A 17,622-nucleotide genomic window follows, 5' to 3' on the forward strand; every position below is an offset into this window, starting at 1 on the left:
AACCAATATTATTTTTCTTGTTCAGCGCGCTCTTTTTCCTCTTGAATTACTACTTTGCGAGATAAATTCACACGACCTTGCTTGTCGATTTCAATCACTTTCACAAGTAATTGATCGCCAAGTTTTAAGACGTCCTCCACTTGCTTTGTTCGTTCCTCTTGAATTTCAGAAATGTGAAGCAAGCCATCTTTCCCTGGGAAGATTTCGCAAAAGGCGCCGAATTTTTCAATACGTTTCACTGTTGATAAGTAGTATTCCCCTACTTTTGCTTCACGTACAATATCTTCAATAATTTGTTTTGCACGTGCATTCATTGCTTCATCAGCAGAAGAAATATAGATTGTACCATCTTGCTCTGTATCAATCTTAACGCCCGTTTCTTCAATAATTTTATTAATTTGTTTACCACCTGGTCCAATTACATCGCGAATTTTATCAGGATTAATTTTTACAATAACAATTTTTGGTGCAAACGCAGATAATTGTTTACGTGGCTCTGGCAGTGTAGCAAGCATTGATTCTAGAATATGCATACGTCCAACTTTTGCTTGTGTCAGTGCTTCTTCTAAAATATTGCGAGATAAACCATCAATTTTAATGTCCATTTGTAGAGCTGTTACACCTTTAGCTGTACCAGCCACTTTAAAGTCCATATCGCCTAAATGGTCTTCCATTCCTTGAATATCCGTTAAAATAGAATAATGTTCACCTTTTTTAATAAGGCCCATTGCAATACCTGCAACTGGTGCTTTTAATGGGACACCTGCATCCATCATGGCTAATGTAGACGCACAAATAGAAGCTTGAGAAGTTGATCCGTTTGATTCAAGTACTTCTGATACACAACGAATTGTATAAGGGAAGACCGACTCATCAGGAATGACTGCTTCAAGTGCACGCTCACCTAACGCACCATGACCAATTTCACGACGACCTGGCCCACGAATTGGACCCGTTTCCCCTACAGAAAATTGTGGGAAGTTATAATGGTGCATAAAGCGTTTTGACTCTTCCACACCCAAACCGTCAATAATTTGTACATCACCAAGCGCACCTAATGTACAAATAGAAAGTGCTTGTGTTTGTCCACGTGTAAACAGACCTGAACCATGTGTACGTTGTAATAAGCCTGTTTCAGAAGAAAGTGGTCGGATTTCGTCGAGCTTACGACCATCTGGACGAATCTTATCTTCCGTGATTTGACGGCGTACTTCTTCTTTTACCATCTTGTCAAGAATTGTGTACACTTGTTTCATTGTTTCGTCATCTGCTTCTTGCTCTTCATAGGAAGCGATAACTCGCTCTTTAACAGCTTGGATTGCCTCATCACGAGCATGTTTCTCTGCCGTTTGAATTGCGTCATGCATATCAGTCTCACAAGCTGCTTTTATATCGGCTTGAATTGCTTCGTCAATTTCAAATAGTGTCACTGGTAACTTTTCTTTACCAACCTCTGCCACAATTTGCTCTTGGAAAGCAATGATTTTTTTGATTTCTTCATGACCGAACATAATCGCTTCTAACATGATTTCCTCTGGTACTTCAAGTGCTCCCGCTTCAACCATATTGATAGCATCTTTGTTCCCTGCTACAGACAAATGAATTGTTGAGCGATTCGATTGCTCTACTGTAGGGTTTACAATGAATTCCCCATCAATATAACCAACTTGTACACCTGCTATTGGCCCATCAAATGGAATATCAGAGATCGCTAATGCTAATGATGAACCAACCATTGCTGCCATTTCAGATGTACAGTCAGGATCATTTGACATAACCATAGAAATAACTTGTACTTCATTACGGAAACCATCCGGGAACATCGGACGAATCGGACGGTCGATTAAACGGCTTGCTAAAATCGCCTTTTCAGATGGACGTCCTTCACGCTTAATAAAGCCGCCAGGAATTTTACCTGCAGCATATAGACGCTCTTCATAATTTACTGTTAATGGGAAGAAATCAAGTGGTTTAGGTGATTTTGACATTGTTGCTGTAGCAAGTACAGAAGTATCGCCATAGCGTACTAATGCGGCTCCGTTTGCTTGTTTTGCTAACTGTCCTACTTCAATTACAAGTGGACGGCCAGCCCATTCATAGGAATAGACTTTCTTTTCGTTCATTCAATGAACCCCTCTCTATTATAAAAACACTTACTTCGTCTGTATGTACTAATAGTAAGTGTACCAAAAATGCTTGTTCTATGCTAAATAATATTTCATGAAATAATCATACATTTAAATTCAGTTATTGCCAATTTATTTAAGATTTATTTCATTATTTTATTGAAAAAGCATTTTTGGTATATGGATTTTTTTATATTGATTCCTTCTTGACGAAAAGTAATGTATGTAAATGGAAATAACTGCTTCGCTAACATTAGTTTTTCAAATACAAGTTTAAACAATAGACTTATTATAACATGGAGCTTATCATACAACATCCTATAAGGTAAAAGAAAGTTGGATCATCTAGGAAAGTTAGTAAGTCAGGCAAATAATAGTCGGGATTTACATAGTGTTGAAAAGTAAAACCATCAATAGAATTTTTGTGAAATTTGCGTAAGTGAGTAAAGCTGGATCATCGGACGCCCAGTGGAACAGAAATCACCCCCTCACCTTGCAAAAAGGGCTTTTCTGCTAGTGACATTTCTTTTTTCAACAACTTAAATACCCCACCCATATGAATGAAGTGACCCCTATAAGTTAGACACGGTTATTTCGTTTAGGCAGCTTGGGTAAACTGAGTTCGGTATTCTACCGGACTCAGTTTTAATTTTGCCTTTAAACGTCTCGTGTTGTAATACGTTATATACTTTTCAAGTTCCTTTTTAAAATGCTCGACACTATCAAATTCCTTTAAATAGAGGAATTCTGACTTCATGATGCCGAAGAAATTCTCCATGACAGAGTTGTCATAACAGTTTCCCTTACGTGACATACTTTGCACAATGCCTCTTGATTCAAGGGCGTGGCGATATTGTTTCATTTGGTAATGCCAACCTTGATCTGAATGCATCAATAATTGATGTTCCTCTGGCAACCTCTCTAGTGCCTTCTCCAACATTTCTGATACAAGCGAATATGTTGGTCTATGACCAATTGTGTACGTAATAATTTCGCCGTTAAATAAGTCTAAAATAGGTGATAAATAGAGCTTTTCACCAAACAGCTTAAACTCCGTAATATCTGTAACCCATTTTTCATTCGGTGCTTCTGCTATGAAGTTACGATCCAATCTATTAGGCGCAATCTTACCGATTGTCCCTTTATAAGATTTGTATTTCTTCATACGCACTAAGCACTTTAAACCTAATTCTTTCATGATACGTTGAACCTTTTTATGATTCACTTTTTTCCCACGATTTGCTAGCTCATCACGAATACGACGATAACCATAACGACCTTCGTGTTCGTTATAAATTGCTCGAATTTCGGCCTTTAACTCGGCATCTGGATCTGGACGATCCATCTTCTTCACTAAATCATAGTACGTGCTACGTGGAATGCCTGCGAATTTCGCAAGCGCCTTCACCGAGTATTTATGCCTTAATTCATAGATGACCTTTACTTTGTCTTCTTTGGTGATTTTTCCTTGGCTTGAACTAAGGCGTTCAACTTTTTTAAGTACTCATTTTCCATACGTAGACGATTGATTTCTGCTTGAAGTGCTTCAGGTGTCCCTTCTACTGGTGCTTGTTTTGGTTGTTTGTTCGTTTCTTTTTTCATGGATGGATGCCCCTTTTTCCTTGATTGAAGGGCATCGAATCCTTTTGTTTTAAATTGCTTTTTCCAACTACGAAGTGTAGAAGGCGTAGCTATCTTAAAGATAGCTGCTGTTTCAAGTAAGGACGTACCATTTTCAATCATAAAGTTTAGTACGTCTAGTTTAAACTGTGCCGAATAATTTGTATATCGCTTTATAAACGCTTCTACGCCATTATACTCATATTGTTTCGCCCAATTAAGAATTGCTTTGTGATCTGTTCCGATAGATTTAGCAATTTCATGTGAACTTTCATTGCCTTTTATGTAACGTAAGGCTGCTTGTAGTTTTTCTTCCGATGTAAATTTAGCCATATAAAAACTGCTCCTCCAAATGTTAGATGTGTCTAACATTTGGGGAGCAGTTCAATATAATGGGCGGGGTATATTCAGACTAATGAGTAGTCTCCTAATATAAGATATGTAAAAAGTTTATTATGTAATTTTAACAGGTTGAACAACTTCTTTTTTCTTATTTCTCGCCATCTTTTCACCTATGATTGGCATAATGAAGCGGTCAAGCCCGAATTTCCCAGCATTGTAACCAGCAACGGCTATAAAGATCGCAAGTAAAATATCCCAAGGATTGCTAGATATAGTACCTGCCATTAGGAAGGCAAAATTCATGACCATACCGAAAAATGCAGCATATGTCGTTAAGCATCCCAGAATTAATCCTAGCCCTACTAAAAATTCTCCCCAAGGCACAAGAATATTAATTAGCTCAGCATTTGGCAAAGCAAATGATTCAATAAACTTTACATACAGTGGGTATGCGAGCTCTTCTCCACTTGTCACTGGATTTGCAATAACATTGGCTAAAAAGCCAGATGCATCAAAGCCATTAAACAATTTTCCCCAACCTGCTGTAAGCCAATGCCAGCCTAAATAAACACGAATAACTGTTAAAATACCTGCAACAATATTATTCTCTCTTAATAATTGGTTAAACATCCTACTCACCCTTCTAAATGATTTAGTTTACATTTCACCAACGATTAACATAGAAAGTTTTCTAACCCATAGCCATCGTTTACTAGTATTCAATGATAGCATTTAGATTGTATGATTGACGCTTATGTACCAATTTTGAGCCTCTATCCTATAATTTGCTGGATTGTATTTCATGAAATATAATAGCAATCTAGCCTTCAATTTATCTACTTCAATTACACTTGCAAATGATGATCACAATGACTATAAATGGGCTGTGAAATGTGATTAGAATATATCACCCTTTTATCAAGTATCAAATCATTTTTATCTATCGTTCATCGTAGTGTAAAAAAGTTATGGCTTATTGTTGAACAAAATTAACAAGATTATCTCAAAAAAAGACTGTAGACAAACATCAGTTTGTCTACAGTCTAATATAGGATTACTTTTGCTATTAATTAGCGACGTAAGCCTAAACGGTTGATTAATTCACGGTAACGTTGTACGTCTGTTTCACGAAGGTATTTTAATAAGTGACGACGACGACCTACCATTTTAAGAAGACCACGCTCAGAGTGGAAATCTTTTTTGTGAGTACGTAAGTGAGTATTTAGAGCATTGATTTCCTCTGTTAATACTGCAACTTGTACTTCTGGTGAACCAGTGTCACTTTCGTGAGTACGGTACTCAGCGATAATTTCGTTTTTACGTTCTTTTGTAATAGCCATTTGTATGGACCTCCTAAATTATAATTAATCCCCATTAGCACAGTAAACGTTGGAGTCATCGATATACCGAGCTAAGGTTAAGCATTTATGCACTTATGAATATTACCATAAATCACATAGTCAAGCAAGTAAAACGTCGACTTGGCTAATGTGACTACAGTAATGAAGTACTTCTTATAGCTGGTTAAAGTAACGGATTGCTTCTTGTTTATCCTTTTCAATTTGTGTTTTCAAGGCCTCAATACCATCGAATTTCCGTTCACTTCGTATACGTTTATACCATGCCACATGTACTTCTTCACCGTAGATATTTTTATCAAAGTTTAAAATATGGACTTCAATCGATAATTGCTTATCATTTGGATCTTTGAAAGTTGGCTTATAGCCCACGTTGCAAACACCATCATACCAGTTATTTTGTACAAGCAGACGAACAGCATAAACACCACTAGCTGGAATAAACGTTCCTTCTAATGCTTGGACATTTGCAGTAGGGAAACCAATAGTACGACCACGTTTATCACCATGGACAACAATCCCATTGATTTCAAACGGTCTCCCTAATAAAACTGTTGCTTCTTCCATATCGCCTTCTTGTAATAGCTTGCGTATACGGGTAGAGCTGATTTTCTCAACATCATCTGTTTTCTTCTCAACAATTGTAACGCCATAATCACCATTACTTAATAAACGCATATCTTCCATTGTTCCCTTACCAAATGCTCCAAACGAATAATCGAAGCCAGCTGTCACATGCTGAATATTTAATCCACGGATAAATGTATCAATAAATGCCGCTGGTGAAAGTTTGGCAAAATCTGAAGTGAAGTGGACAACGAATACCGTATCCACACCCTGTTCTTCAAACAGCTGTAATTTCTGTTGTAAGAGTGTAATATAAAAAACCTTTTCGTTACGTCCACCAAGGACTAATGAAGGATGTGGATCGAATGTCATCACTGCAGTTGGAATTTGTCGCTTGTTGCCCTCTTCCTTAGCTGCCTTGATAACTGCTTGATGCCCTCTATGTACACCATCGAAAAAGCCAAGAGCTAATGAATACGGCTGCATGCTTTCTCGTTGCTGTAATTGATGTGGGTATTTTAAATGAATGACCTCCATTGAAAAATCCTCCTACTCTATCGTCGGAAACATCTTATGTGGCTTCATCAAACCATCCTTTGTTGGGTGAGCTTGATAAACCGCAACTGCCTTTCCATTGATTCCATACACAATTTTATCATGACTATTTAATAATGCATCTGCTGGAAGCACTTGTCCATTGAAAATTTCTTTTTCATTGGCATTTGTAATCTCAATATATGGATAGTCTGCTAATGCATACTCGACAGGTAAAATGCAGGAAGCTACTTGCTCAGTCTCCATTAGCTCAGCAACCTGTGCTAACGTAAAACAGTTATCCTGTGTAAAAGTACCAGAAGCAGTACGTACAAGCTCCTTCATATGTGCTGGATAGCCAAGCGCCTCACCAATTTGCACAGCTAGTGTTCGAATATATGTCCCTTTACTACAGGCGATACGTACTGGAAATGTGATTTCTTGTCCCTCATAATGTGCTAGCTCATCAAGTAGCTCTAAATTATAAATTGTTACTTGGCGAGTTGGTCTTTCAACACTTTCACCTTTTCGCGCATATTCATAGAGGCGCTTCCCATTAACTTTTACTGCTGAAAACATGGGTGGTGTTTGTTCAATAACTCCAGTCAATGAAGCTAAAACCTCTAACAACTGCTCACGAGAAAATTTTTTTATCGTAAGATCTTCTTCAACGGTTTCACCTTCTGCATCCTCGGTTGTCGTGGTACGACCGATTGAAATGATTGCTTCATAGGTTTTCCCTGCGTCAGTTAAATATTCTGCTATTCGAGTTGCTTGGCCAATACAAATTGGTAGTACGCCCTCAACACCTGGATCCAGTGTACCTGTATGCCCAACTTTTTTTGTCCGCAAAATTTTGCGTAATTTAAAGACACAATCATGGCTTGTCATGCCTCTTTCTTTCCAAAGCGGTAAAATACCGTTCATATAGCTCCTCCCAAATTGCTTACTCTATCATTTATTTATTCATTGGCAATATAACTTTTTCCATGAAGCTAAAAAGTCTGCCTGCATAAACATGCATGTGGCAGACTTTTTTTGCTTATTCTTTGTGTAAATCTCTTAACAATGAATCAATACGGTTCCCATATTCAATCGATGAATCAAATTCAAAGATTAATTCTGGTGTACGTCGTAAACGAATGCGTGATCCGATTTCAGAGCGAATGAAGCCCGAAGCTTTTACTAAAGCTTTAAGCGTTTCCTCTCGTTCACGTTCGTTGCCTAAAGATGTAATATAAATTGTCGCTTGCTGTAAATCACCCGTTACTTCAACACCTGTAACAGTCACAAAACCAACACGCGGATCTTTTATTTTACGGCCAAGAATATCACCAAGCTCCTTTTTCATTTGCTCGGCAACACGGTTTGAACGTAGAGACATAATTTGTCACCTCTATTTCGATGTACAGATAGTTGTGTGTTCCATGCTTTCGTAAGCTAGACAACTATCTACTACTACTTATAAATAATCTCGCCACACATTAAGCTGTTCCCATGACGGATTTGACTCTAAATAGTGGAGCGCGTGATTAATTTCTCGTTCAGCTGCTTCTTTGGACGAAGAAACAGCAACAAGTGCTAATTTCGTACGCTGCCATACATTTTGATGGTCAATTTCCGCAATAGAAACGTTAAATTTCTGCTTTGTGCGGGTAATCATACGCTGTAAGACAGCACGCTTTTCCTTTAACGAATGGGCAGTTTGAATGATAAATTCAACCTCTGCATACACGATCATTAGGCGCGTTTAACCTCTTCCATAATATAGGCTTCAATAATGTCGCCTTCTTTAATATCGTTGAAGTTTGTAATCGTAATACCACATTCGTATCCTTTTGCCACTTCTTTTACTTCATCTTTGAAGCGTTTAAGCGTATCTAGCTCACCTTCAAAAATAACGACATTATCACGGATCACACGTACACCTGAATCACGTGTTACCTTTCCTTCTGTTACATATGAACCAGCAATTGTACCAACTTTTGATACTTTAATTGTTTGACGAACTTCTGCTTGACCAATAATTTTTTCTTCAAATTCAGGATCAAGCATACCTTTCATTGCTTGTTCAATTTCTTCAATTACTTTATAGATAATGCGGTGTAAGCGAATATCTACACCCTCTTCTTCTGCTGCACGTTTTGCGTTAACATCCGGACGTACATTAAATCCAATAACGATGGCATTAGAAGCTGCTGCAAGAGAAATATCAGATTCGGTAATAGCTCCAGCACCTGTATGAATAATTTTCACATTTACGCCTTCCACATCAATTTTCATTAGGGAGGCTGCCATAGCTTCAACAGTACCTTGAACGTCAGCTTTCACAATTAAGTTGAGCTCTTTCATTTCGCCTTGGCTCATTTGTTCAAATAAGTTATCAAGCGTTACACGTTGTTTTTCTGAACGTTGTGCTTGAATCGCTGACATTGCTCTTGTTTCTCCAACTTGACGTGCTGTTTTCTCGTCTTCAAAGACAACGAAACGGTCACCTGCTTGAGGTACATCATTTAAACCTGTAATTTCAACTGGAGTTGATGGGCCAGCTTCTTTTACTCGACGACCTTTGTCATTTACCATCGCACGTACACGACCATACGTATGACCTACAACGATTGGGTCACCTACTTTTAATGTTCCATCTTGTACTAAAAGTGTAGCAACAGAGCCACGACCTTTATCAAGCTGAGCTTCGATTACTGTTCCAAGTGCTAAACGTTCTGGATTTGCTTTAAGCTCGCCTACTTCAGCTACAAGTAAAATCATCTCTAACAATGTATCAATGCCTTCACCTTTTAACGCTGAAATTGGAACGAAAATTGTATCTCCACCCCATGCTTCAGGAACTAAGCCATGTTCTGTTAATTCTTGCATCACACGATCTGGATTTGCCGATGGTTTATCCATTTTATTCACAGCCACAATTATTGGTACTTCAGCAGCCTTGGCATGATTGATCGCTTCTACTGTTTGTGGCATAACACCATCATCAGCAGCTACAACTAAAATTGTTAAATCCGTTACTTTTGCACCACGCGCACGCATTGTTGTGAAAGCTGCATGTCCTGGTGTATCAAGGAATGTAATTTTCTTGTCGCCTTCTGTAACTTGGTATGCACCAATATGTTGTGTGATACCACCAGCTTCTCCTGCTGTTACTTTTGTATGGCGAATAGAGTCTAATAAAGTTGTTTTACCATGGTCAACGTGACCCATAATTGTTACAACTGGCGGACGTTCTGATAAATCTGCCTCGTTTACTTCTTCTGTTTGCTCGAAGTGTGTTTCTAAATCCGTAATATCTACACGAATTTCTTCTTCCACTTCTACACCGTAGTCTGCGCAAATTAATTCAATTGCATCCTTATCTAATTCTTGGTTAATTGTTGCCATTACGCCAAGCATGAATAATTTTTTAATGATTTCAGATGGCTCACGGTGTAATTTTTTTGCTAATTCTGCAACTGATAATGATTCAACAAAAGTAATTTTTTCTGGAAGTTCCTTTTGTTTCACTGGAATTGATGGTTGATGCGTTTTTGGATGGCGACGTTTGCCTCCATGAATCCCTGGTTTTGGACGTTGGTTGTAACCACCGCCACCTCTACGATTATTATTGTTATTATTATTATTTTGTGTCATATTTCTATTTTGATTACCTTTTGTATTCTTAGATTTTTCGTTAGACGAATTTGAGTTTTGCTGTGCATGTTGCTGATTGTTTACTTTTGGCTTAGAAGTAGCAGATTGCTGCCTTTGTCCTTCTTGCTTTTTCACCGAATGCTGTGGTTTTTGCTGGCCATTTGATTGAGGTTTTTGTGCCATGTTTTGAGTTGATTGTTTTGCTACATTTTTCTCAGGTGTTGCTTTAAATGTTTGATTTAACTTTGCCACAGCGTCTTTTTCCAACATAGACATATGGTTTGTTACACTCACATTTAATTTACTTAGTGCTTCAATAACCTCTTTACTCGTTTTATTCACTTGCTTCGCATATTCATGAACTCTGATTTTGGTCATCTGCTCACCCCCGATTAGTTTTCGTTGAGTAGACTAGACAATTTACTTGCAAAACCTTTATCGGTAATAGCTAAAGCCACACGGGCCTCCTTACCTGTAGCATGTCCTAGATCATATCGATCTCCAATTACATGATACTCAACGTTGTAGTACGTGCACTTATCTTGAATTTTTTTACTAGAGTTTTTAGAAGCATCGTTTGCAAGCAGTACTAGTTTAGCATTGCCATTGCGGACTTCCTTTACTACTAACTCTTCTCCTGAAATCACCTTACGTGCTCTTGCTGCGATTCCAAGCAAATTAAATATTGCTTGATTTATCATAAAATTGACTCCCTACGAATCAGCAAAATAAGTTCCTCGTATATTTCTTCAGGAATTTTCACATCAAGTTGGTGCCCTAATACATTTTTCTTACGCGCGAGGTCAACTGCCTGCTCTGATTTAGAGACATAGGCACCACGCCCAGGCTTTTTCCCGGAGACATCTACACTTACTTCGCCCTCTTTCGAACGAACAACACGTATCATCTCTTTCTTTGGTAGCATTTCTCCAGTTGCTACACATTTACGAAGAGGTACTTTTTTGTTTACAGCCATAAGAATCACCATTCCTCTCTGAAGCTTGTCGTAAGAGGTGGACAAGTCATGCTCTACTTGACGCTCTGACAGTATTCAGTCGGCGTAGGGGGCCCACTGAATACTGTCAGCTAACTTGTCACACGGGCTTTCTTACTTATTCTTCGTCGTCTTGATATAAGTCAACTGCTACATCATCAAAATCACTTTCTTCATCATGAGCAGGGATGAAAGTGCTTGTAGCCGAAGGATAAATACCTAATTCACGAGCATCAGTCTCACTCTTAATATCAATTTTCCAGCCAGTAAGCTTGGCTGCTAGACGAGCATTTTGCCCACGTTTACCGATAGCTAGAGATAATTGATAGTCTGGTACAACGACTGTTGTCGACTTTTCTTCTTCATTCACTTGTACATCTAATACTTTTGATGGGCTTAATGCATTAGCTACAAATACAACTGGGTCTTCAGACCATTCTACGATATCAATTTTTTCACCATTTAGTTCATTGACAATTGTTTGTACACGAGCTCCCTTTGCCCCAACACATGAACCAACTGGATCCACTTCCTCATTATGAGCGAAAACAGAAATTTTAGAGCGATCTCCAGCTTCACGTGCAATTGATTTAATCTCTACAATACCCTCATAAATTTCAGGTACTTCCATCTCAAATAATCGACGTAATAAACCAGGATGTGTACGAGACACAATCACTTGAGGTCCACGAGTTGTACGTTCCACTTTTGTAATATACACTTTAATACGATCATGTGGATGATAAGATTCACCTTGGATTTGTTCATTAACAGGCAATGCCGCTTCTACTTTCCCTAAACCTACATAGATATTACGAGCATCTAAACGTTCAACAACGCCAGTTACGATATCATCTTCACGGTCTACGTACTGCTCATAAATTAAACCTCGTTCCGCTTCACGTACGCGTTGTGTAACTACTTGCTTTGCTGTTTGTGCAGCAATGCGTCCAAAGTTACGTGGTGTTACTTCCTGCTCCACGATATCCTCTAGCTGATAGGCTGGATTAATGACTTTTGCATCTTCTAAAGAAATTTGCAAACGATCATCTTCTACCTCTTCCACAACATCTTTACGTGAAAATACACGAATTGAGCCCTTATCTAAATTTAAGTCTACTCGAACATTTTGTGCTTGGTTAAAGTTGCGTTTGTAAGCTGTAACTAATGCCGCTTCAATGGCTTCGATTAACACATCTCTTGAAATTCCTTTTTGTTCTTCTAGCGCATTCAGCGCATCTAACAAATCACTACTCATTTTGTTTTCACTCCTAAATATGCTTTATGCAGAAAAATCGATGGCAAGTCGTGCCAATGCGATTTTTTCTTGTTCAATTGTTACTGTTATTTTACGTGTTTTAATACGCACTTCCATCACTAATGTATGTTCATCGTATGACGTTAAGTAGCCTTGGAATTCCTTCATGTCCTTGATGGGCTCATAGGTTTTTACATAAATAAACTTGCCAACTGCTTTGACAAAATCCGTATCTTTTTTTAATGGACGTTCCGCTCCAGGCGAAGAAACTTCTAAATAATAGTTTTGTGTAATTGGATCTTTTTCATCCAATAACAAGCTTAGTCGTTCACTCACTTGAGCACATTGATCTATGTCAATTCCACCCTCAGGTGTATCAACATAGACACGTAAAAACCAGTTTCGTCCTTCTTTTACGAACTCAATATCCACTAGCTCAAGATTTAACTCATCCACAATTGGTTTAGCGAGCTCTTCAATTAAAGATGGTACTTTGCTCATTATTTCCTCCTGTATTTATCAAATTCTAGCGTATGAATTGTTCATCACTATCAGGTTAACGCAGTAATGAACCATAATAAAACAGAAATTCCACCAGTTGCTTTGGTGAAATTTTACGGTCTTACCTGCTGTTAGTCAAAATTTGTTTTGCTACGGTTAAACAACAGAAAAGAGCGGGTATGCCCCACTCTTTTGCTGGAAAAATATCAACAAATTATTACCATTAGAATAGCACAGTTCTCGACACAATGCAAATTTCCTTCATTATAGATAACCATATTGTGTCAGGAATTTGAATTTACATTGTGACCTTTCCATGCAAAACAATTGTAATACTAGAATAGCGATAACTGATTAGCATCAGGCATGCCTTCTAAACAACCAAGCTGGTCCATGTATTCGATAAGCGTTTTGGAAACACGACCACGTTGCTGTAAATCTTCCTTGGATAAAAACTCTCCCTCTTCACGAGCAGCTACGATCGTTTTCGCCACGTTGGTTCCAAGACCCGGAATTGCATCGAACGGAGGGATTAGTGAATTGCCATCAATGACAAACTCACTAGCTTGGGAACGATATAGGTCAACCTTTTGGAAACTCATACCTCGCTCACACATTTCCAATGCAAGCTCCAGCACCGTTAATAAGTTTTTCTCTTTAGTGGATGCATCTAAGCCTTTCATATTGATTTCATCAATCCGTGCTCGAATCATTTGCGATCCTTGCACCATTGCAATTAAATCAAAATCATCTGCTCGAACTGTGAAATACGCTGCATAATAAAGGATTGGAAAATGTACCTTGAACCAGGCAATTCGTACTGCCATTAGCACGTATGCTGCGGCATGGGCTTTCGGGAACATGTATTTTATCTTTTTACAAGATTCAATATACCAACCTGGTACTTTATTGGCGAGCATCTCGGCTTCAAATTCTTCTGATAATCCCTTCCCTTTACGAACAGATTCCATAATTTTGAAGGCTAGTGACGGCTCTAGACCTTGATAAATTAAATACACCATAATGTCATCACGACAACCAATTACTTCTTTTAGCACACATGTACCGTTTTGAATTAATTCTTGTGCATTCCCTAGCCATACGTCTGTTCCATGGGAAAGTCCAGAAATTTGTACAAGCTCCGAGAATGTCGAAGGCTTCGTATCTTCTAGCATTTGACGTACAAAACGCGTACCGAATTCTGGTATACCTAGTGTCCCTGTCTTACAGCCAATTTGCTTTTCTGTAACACCTAAAGATTCAGGAGAACTAAAAATTTTCATGACGACAGGATCATCGGTCGGAATTGTTTTAGGATCGATTCCCGATAAATCCTGTAACATTCTGATCACCGTTGGATCATCGTGTCCAAGTATATCTAGCTTTAAAATATTGTCATGAATAGAGTGGAAATCAAAATGGGTTGTACGCCATTCTGCATCCTGCGCATCTGCAGGGAATTGCACTGGAGAAAAATCATAAATGTCCATATAATCTGGAACAACAATAATTCCTCCAGGGTGTTGCCCAGTTGTACGTTTTACTCCTGTACAGCCTTGCACTAAACGATCAACTTCTGCTCCACGAAAATGTAAATTATGGTCATTTGCATAGCCTTTCACATAGCCATATGCTGTTTTCTCCGCAACTGTACCGATTGTTCCAGCACGGAATACATAATCCTCACCAAATAGCACCTTTGTATAGTTGTGCGCTTGAGGCTGATATTCACCCGAAAAATTTAAATCGATATCTGGTACCTTATCACCTTTGAATCCAAGGAAGGTTTCAAATGGTATGTCTTGTCCATCTTTTTTATAAGGTGTTCCACATTCCGTACAGTCTTTATTTGGTAAATCGAAGCCTGAGCTGACAGATCCATCATCGAAAAACTCGGAATGTTTACAACTAGGACAAATATAGTGAGGCGGTAATGGGTTAACCTCTGTGATTTCCATAAAAGTGGCTACTAATGAGGAACCCACCGAACCACGTGACCCTACTAAATAGCCATCAGCTAATGATTTTTTCACTAGCTTGGCAGAAATTAAATAAATAACACCAAAACCGTGTCCCAAAATCGATTTTAACTCTTTTTCAATTCGAGCTTTCACAATTTCCGGTAACTCCTCACCATAAATACGATGGGCCATTTCATAAGTTAAATTGGTTACTTCATCATCAGAGCCCTCAATTTTTGGTGTATATAGGTCATCCTTAATCGGTTTAACGTCCCCAATACTTGCTGCTACTTTTTGAGCATTCGTCACAACCACTTCTTTTGCAAGATCCGGTCCTAAAAAATCAAATTCTTTCAGCATTTCATCAGTTGTTCTAAAATGGACTTCTGGTAGCTTAGAACGATTTAAAATATTTGCTCCACCTTGTGAACCAATAAGTATTTGCCTAAACATCCCATCTGTCGGATCTAAATAATGAACATTTCCAGTTGCAACAACAGGTTTATCTAGCTTCTTCCCGAGTTTAACAAGTTTACGGATAATATCTTCTAATGTCCATTCATCACGTACAACATTGCGTTCGATTAATGGTGCATATACAGCCTTCGGTTGCACCTCAATATAATCATAAAAACGAGCGACTTTCTCTGCTTCCTCTGGAGACTTATTCATCATTGTTTCGAATACTTCACCATTACTGCAACCTGATCCAACTAATAAACCCTCACGATATTGTTCAAGCACAGCACGTGTCACCCGAGGAACACGATAGAATGTTTTTGTATGAGAGTGGGAGACGATTTTAAATAAGTTTTTTAAGCCTGCATTATCAACTGCTAAAATTGTACAATGCATAGGTCTACCTTTTTTATAGGCATCCCCACCACCAATATGCTTATTGAAGTCATCATGGTATTTAATAGCTAGCTCATCAGCATCCTTTAATAGCTGCAGGAGTAGAAATCCTGTCGCCTCTGTATCATAAATTGCTCGGTGATGCTGTGTTAATTCAATATTGAATTTTTTACACAGTGTATTCAAGCGATGGTTTTTCATTGTAGGATAAAGCAATCTTGCTAGCTCTAATGTATCAATGACAGGATGGACTGTGTCTTCAAGACCAAATTTTTTATAGCCTGTATATAGGAAGCCAATATCAAATGATGCGTTATGAGCGACAACGATTGCATCTCCAATAAAGGCATGAAATTCTTTAATGACCTGCTCTACCTCTGGTGCATTTCGAACCATATCATCCGTAATACCTGTTAATTCAATGGTAGTAGCCGAAAGTGGATGATGTGGATTTGCAAAACTTTCATATTTATCAATAACTTGTCCATCTTTAATTTTAACTGCTGCCAATTCAATAATGGTATCATATGCAGTTGATAGCCCTGTCGTTTCTACGTCAAAAACAACATACGTTGTGTCTGCCAATAAACGATGCTCTGGAGCATAGGCAATTGGTACACCATCATCAACTAAATTTGCCTCCAGACCATAAATAATCTTAATGCCATGTTTTTTGCCCGCTGCATATGCTTCAGGGAATGATTGTACCACCGCATGATCTGTAATAGCTATTGCTGGATGCCCCCACTTTGCAGCTTGAGCAACAAGCCGATCCACAGGTGTAACAGCGTCCATTTGGCTCATTGGTGTATGCAAATGTAACTCAACACGCTTTTCACCCTCTGGTGCTAAATCTTGTCGTGTTTCTTTTTTGATTTCATTAATATCATTCGCCATGACGATTAAATCACGAATAAACGTATCGGTTTGAACAGAGCCTCGAACTTTAACCCACATGCCCTTTTTCAGATGTTGCATTAATTCAGCATCATCATTGTCACGAGAAAACATTTTAACAATGATGGAATCTGTATAGTCGGTAATTTTGATTTGTAATAAGGAGCGTCCACTTTTTAATTCTTTTATTTCCGTATCAAAGACAAATCCTTCAATAATAACACGGCGTTCTTCTTCAACAATCCGTTTAATTTCCATGATTTCATCATCTTTAATATGCATCCCAAGTTGGAATGGACGGTCGCCAAGGTTGGCCAGTGCCGGATTGTCTTTCTTCTCTTGCTCACGCTTTTGGAAATCTTGCATCGCTTGCTGTGCCAGAGCCACTTCTTCCAGACGTATCTGCTCCATAAATGCTTCCTGTGCCGCTATCATTTCTTCCGTTTCTTCTTGTAGCACAAAGTCGATTGCCATACGAGGGAAACCAAATTGACCATAGCTTTCTGTTAGTTTGTCCGCATACTTCGATTTGAGCATCATAAATTCCATTTCCTGCATACAGGATAAAGTCATTTTTTGGCCGTTCCATGTTGGTATTTGGGTAATGAGACAATTTTTAAGCGTTGGAGCCATCTCATCAATTTGTTCCACAACATTTAGCCAGTACGCTTGCACCAGTTCCTCTGTGACATTTTTTTCTAATGTTTCAAATGTCGTATTAACTTGTGCTATCGTTGAAAATTTCTCTGTCAAATGCGTACGGAAAAGCTGATATAGCGGAAACGGTAATATATCCTTTAACTTAATTGTGAAATGCCAAAGTCTATCCTTTTTATGAACTGTCAGGCGTGATAGTTCACCTTCCTCAAAAAATGACATATATACATCATCTGTTAACTCTAGTTGTTGCAAGAGCATTCGAAGTCTCATTCTTGCCTCTTGTTGCTGTTCCAATCTAATGACA

General features: G+C 38.4%; 14 protein-coding genes. All 14 read right to left on the minus strand.

What is annotated here, in order from left to right; all coding sequences use genetic code 11:
- Positions 1 to 8: 8 nt before the first annotated feature.
- The 14 genes from pnp to ACMGGO_RS17375 all read right to left on the minus strand — a co-directional run bounded on the left by pnp (position 9) and on the right by ACMGGO_RS17375 (position 17,612).
- Positions 9 to 2,123, minus strand: a complete 2,115-nt coding sequence (gene pnp / locus ACMGGO_RS17310; protein WP_048391556.1) for a polyribonucleotide nucleotidyltransferase — start codon at positions 2,121 to 2,123, stop codon at positions 9 to 11.
- 601 nt (positions 2,124 to 2,724) lie between these two features.
- Positions 2,725 to 4,079, minus strand: a protein-coding gene (locus tag ACMGGO_RS17315) for an IS3 family transposase (protein WP_139111235.1) whose coding sequence is annotated in 2 segments (ribosomal slippage) — positions 2,725 to 3,626 and positions 3,626 to 4,079 — 1,356 coding nt in all. Because the reading frame shifts where the segments join, the coding sequence is not laid out codon by codon here.
- Positions 4,080 to 4,199: 120 nt separating this feature from the next.
- On the minus strand, positions 4,200 to 4,718 hold the full coding sequence (locus tag ACMGGO_RS17320; protein ID WP_420282107.1) for a DoxX family protein: 519 nt from the start codon (positions 4,716 to 4,718) through the stop codon (positions 4,200 to 4,202).
- Positions 4,719 to 5,158: 440 nt separating this feature from the next.
- Complete coding sequence (rpsO, locus tag ACMGGO_RS17325; protein ID WP_004224992.1) at positions 5,159 to 5,428, minus strand: 30S ribosomal protein S15; 270 nt, start codon at positions 5,426 to 5,428, stop codon at positions 5,159 to 5,161.
- A gap of 174 nt (positions 5,429 to 5,602) precedes the next feature.
- Entirely contained in the window at positions 5,603 to 6,550 is a 948-nt protein-coding gene (gene ribF, locus ACMGGO_RS17330; protein WP_004224996.1) for a riboflavin biosynthesis protein RibF, read from the minus strand.
- A 12-nt stretch (positions 6,551 to 6,562) separates the two neighbouring features.
- Entirely contained in the window at positions 6,563 to 7,474 is a 912-nt protein-coding gene (truB, locus tag ACMGGO_RS17335) for a tRNA pseudouridine(55) synthase TruB (RefSeq protein WP_004225000.1), read from the minus strand.
- Positions 7,475 to 7,589: 115 nt separating this feature from the next.
- On the minus strand, positions 7,590 to 7,931 hold the full coding sequence (rbfA, locus tag ACMGGO_RS17340) for a 30S ribosome-binding factor RbfA (protein WP_004225003.1): 342 nt from the start codon (positions 7,929 to 7,931) through the stop codon (positions 7,590 to 7,592).
- 78 nt (positions 7,932 to 8,009) lie between these two features.
- On the minus strand, positions 8,010 to 8,288 hold the full coding sequence (locus ACMGGO_RS17345) for a DUF503 domain-containing protein (protein WP_008178987.1): 279 nt from the start codon (positions 8,286 to 8,288) through the stop codon (positions 8,010 to 8,012).
- A complete protein-coding gene (infB, locus tag ACMGGO_RS17350) occupies positions 8,288 to 10,570 on the minus strand; it encodes a translation initiation factor IF-2 (RefSeq protein ID WP_048391561.1) in 2,283 nt (760 codons plus the stop codon). Before infB ends, ACMGGO_RS17345 begins: the two co-directional genes overlap by 1 nt.
- Before the next feature lie 14 nt (positions 10,571 to 10,584).
- Complete coding sequence (locus ACMGGO_RS17355) at positions 10,585 to 10,893, minus strand: YlxQ family RNA-binding protein (protein ID WP_004225011.1); 309 nt, start codon at positions 10,891 to 10,893, stop codon at positions 10,585 to 10,587.
- Positions 10,890 to 11,168 (minus strand): RNase P modulator RnpM, encoded by a 279-nt coding sequence (gene rnpM / locus ACMGGO_RS17360; protein ID WP_004269250.1) that lies wholly within the window; start codon positions 11,166 to 11,168, stop codon positions 10,890 to 10,892. The genes ACMGGO_RS17355 and rnpM overlap by 4 nt, the downstream gene beginning before the upstream one ends.
- A 136-nt stretch (positions 11,169 to 11,304) precedes the next feature.
- Complete coding sequence (nusA, locus tag ACMGGO_RS17365) at positions 11,305 to 12,444, minus strand: transcription termination factor NusA (RefSeq protein ID WP_048391564.1); 1,140 nt, start codon at positions 12,442 to 12,444, stop codon at positions 11,305 to 11,307.
- Between the two features lie 24 nt (positions 12,445 to 12,468).
- Positions 12,469 to 12,945, minus strand: coding sequence for a ribosome maturation factor RimP (gene rimP / locus ACMGGO_RS17370; RefSeq protein ID WP_004269252.1), 477 nt, complete (start codon positions 12,943 to 12,945; stop codon positions 12,469 to 12,471).
- 335 nt (positions 12,946 to 13,280) lie between these two features.
- On the minus strand, positions 13,281 to 17,612 hold the full coding sequence (locus ACMGGO_RS17375; RefSeq protein WP_420282108.1) for a PolC-type DNA polymerase III: 4,332 nt from the start codon (positions 17,610 to 17,612) through the stop codon (positions 13,281 to 13,283).
- Between the last annotated feature and the right edge of the window lie 10 nt (positions 17,613 to 17,622).

Origin of the sequence: Lysinibacillus sp. BNK-21, from assembly GCF_048684915.1 — a bacterium.
Lineage (GTDB): Bacteria > Bacillota > Bacilli > Bacillales_A > Planococcaceae > Lysinibacillus > Lysinibacillus capsici.

What these genes read in the sequence shown, in the direction of transcription:
- rbfA (WP_004225003.1), bottom strand. Translation starts at nt 7,931, where the DNA reads ATGTCTCTACGTTCAAACCGTGTTGCCGAGCAAATGAAAAAGGAGCTT.
- ACMGGO_RS17345 (WP_008178987.1), bottom strand. Translation starts at nt 8,288, where the DNA reads ATGATCGTGTATGCAGAGGTTGAATTTATCATTCAAACTGCCCATTCG.
- infB (WP_048391561.1), bottom strand. Translation starts at nt 10,570, where the DNA reads ATGACCAAAATCAGAGTTCATGAATATGCGAAGCAAGTGAATAAAACG.
- rimP (WP_004269252.1), bottom strand. Translation starts at nt 12,945, where the DNA reads ATGAGCAAAGTACCATCTTTAATTGAAGAGCTCGCTAAACCAATTGTG.
- nusA (WP_048391564.1), bottom strand. Translation starts at nt 12,444, where the DNA reads ATGAGTAGTGATTTGTTAGATGCGCTGAATGCGCTAGAAGAACAAAAA.
- ACMGGO_RS17320 (WP_420282107.1), bottom strand. Translation starts at nt 4,718, where the DNA reads ATGTTTAACCAATTATTAAGAGAGAATAATATTGTTGCAGGTATTTTA.
- truB (WP_004225000.1), bottom strand. Translation starts at nt 7,474, where the DNA reads ATGAACGGTATTTTACCGCTTTGGAAAGAAAGAGGCATGACAAGCCAT.
- ACMGGO_RS17355 (WP_004225011.1), bottom strand. Translation starts at nt 10,893, where the DNA reads ATGATAAATCAAGCAATATTTAATTTGCTTGGAATCGCAGCAAGAGCA.
- pnp (WP_048391556.1), bottom strand. Translation starts at nt 2,123, where the DNA reads ATGAACGAAAAGAAAGTCTATTCCTATGAATGGGCTGGCCGTCCACTT.
- rnpM (WP_004269250.1), bottom strand. Translation starts at nt 11,168, where the DNA reads ATGGCTGTAAACAAAAAAGTACCTCTTCGTAAATGTGTAGCAACTGGA.
- ribF (WP_004224996.1), bottom strand. Translation starts at nt 6,550, where the DNA reads ATGGAGGTCATTCATTTAAAATACCCACATCAATTACAGCAACGAGAA.
- rpsO (WP_004224992.1), bottom strand. Translation starts at nt 5,428, where the DNA reads ATGGCTATTACAAAAGAACGTAAAAACGAAATTATCGCTGAGTACCGT.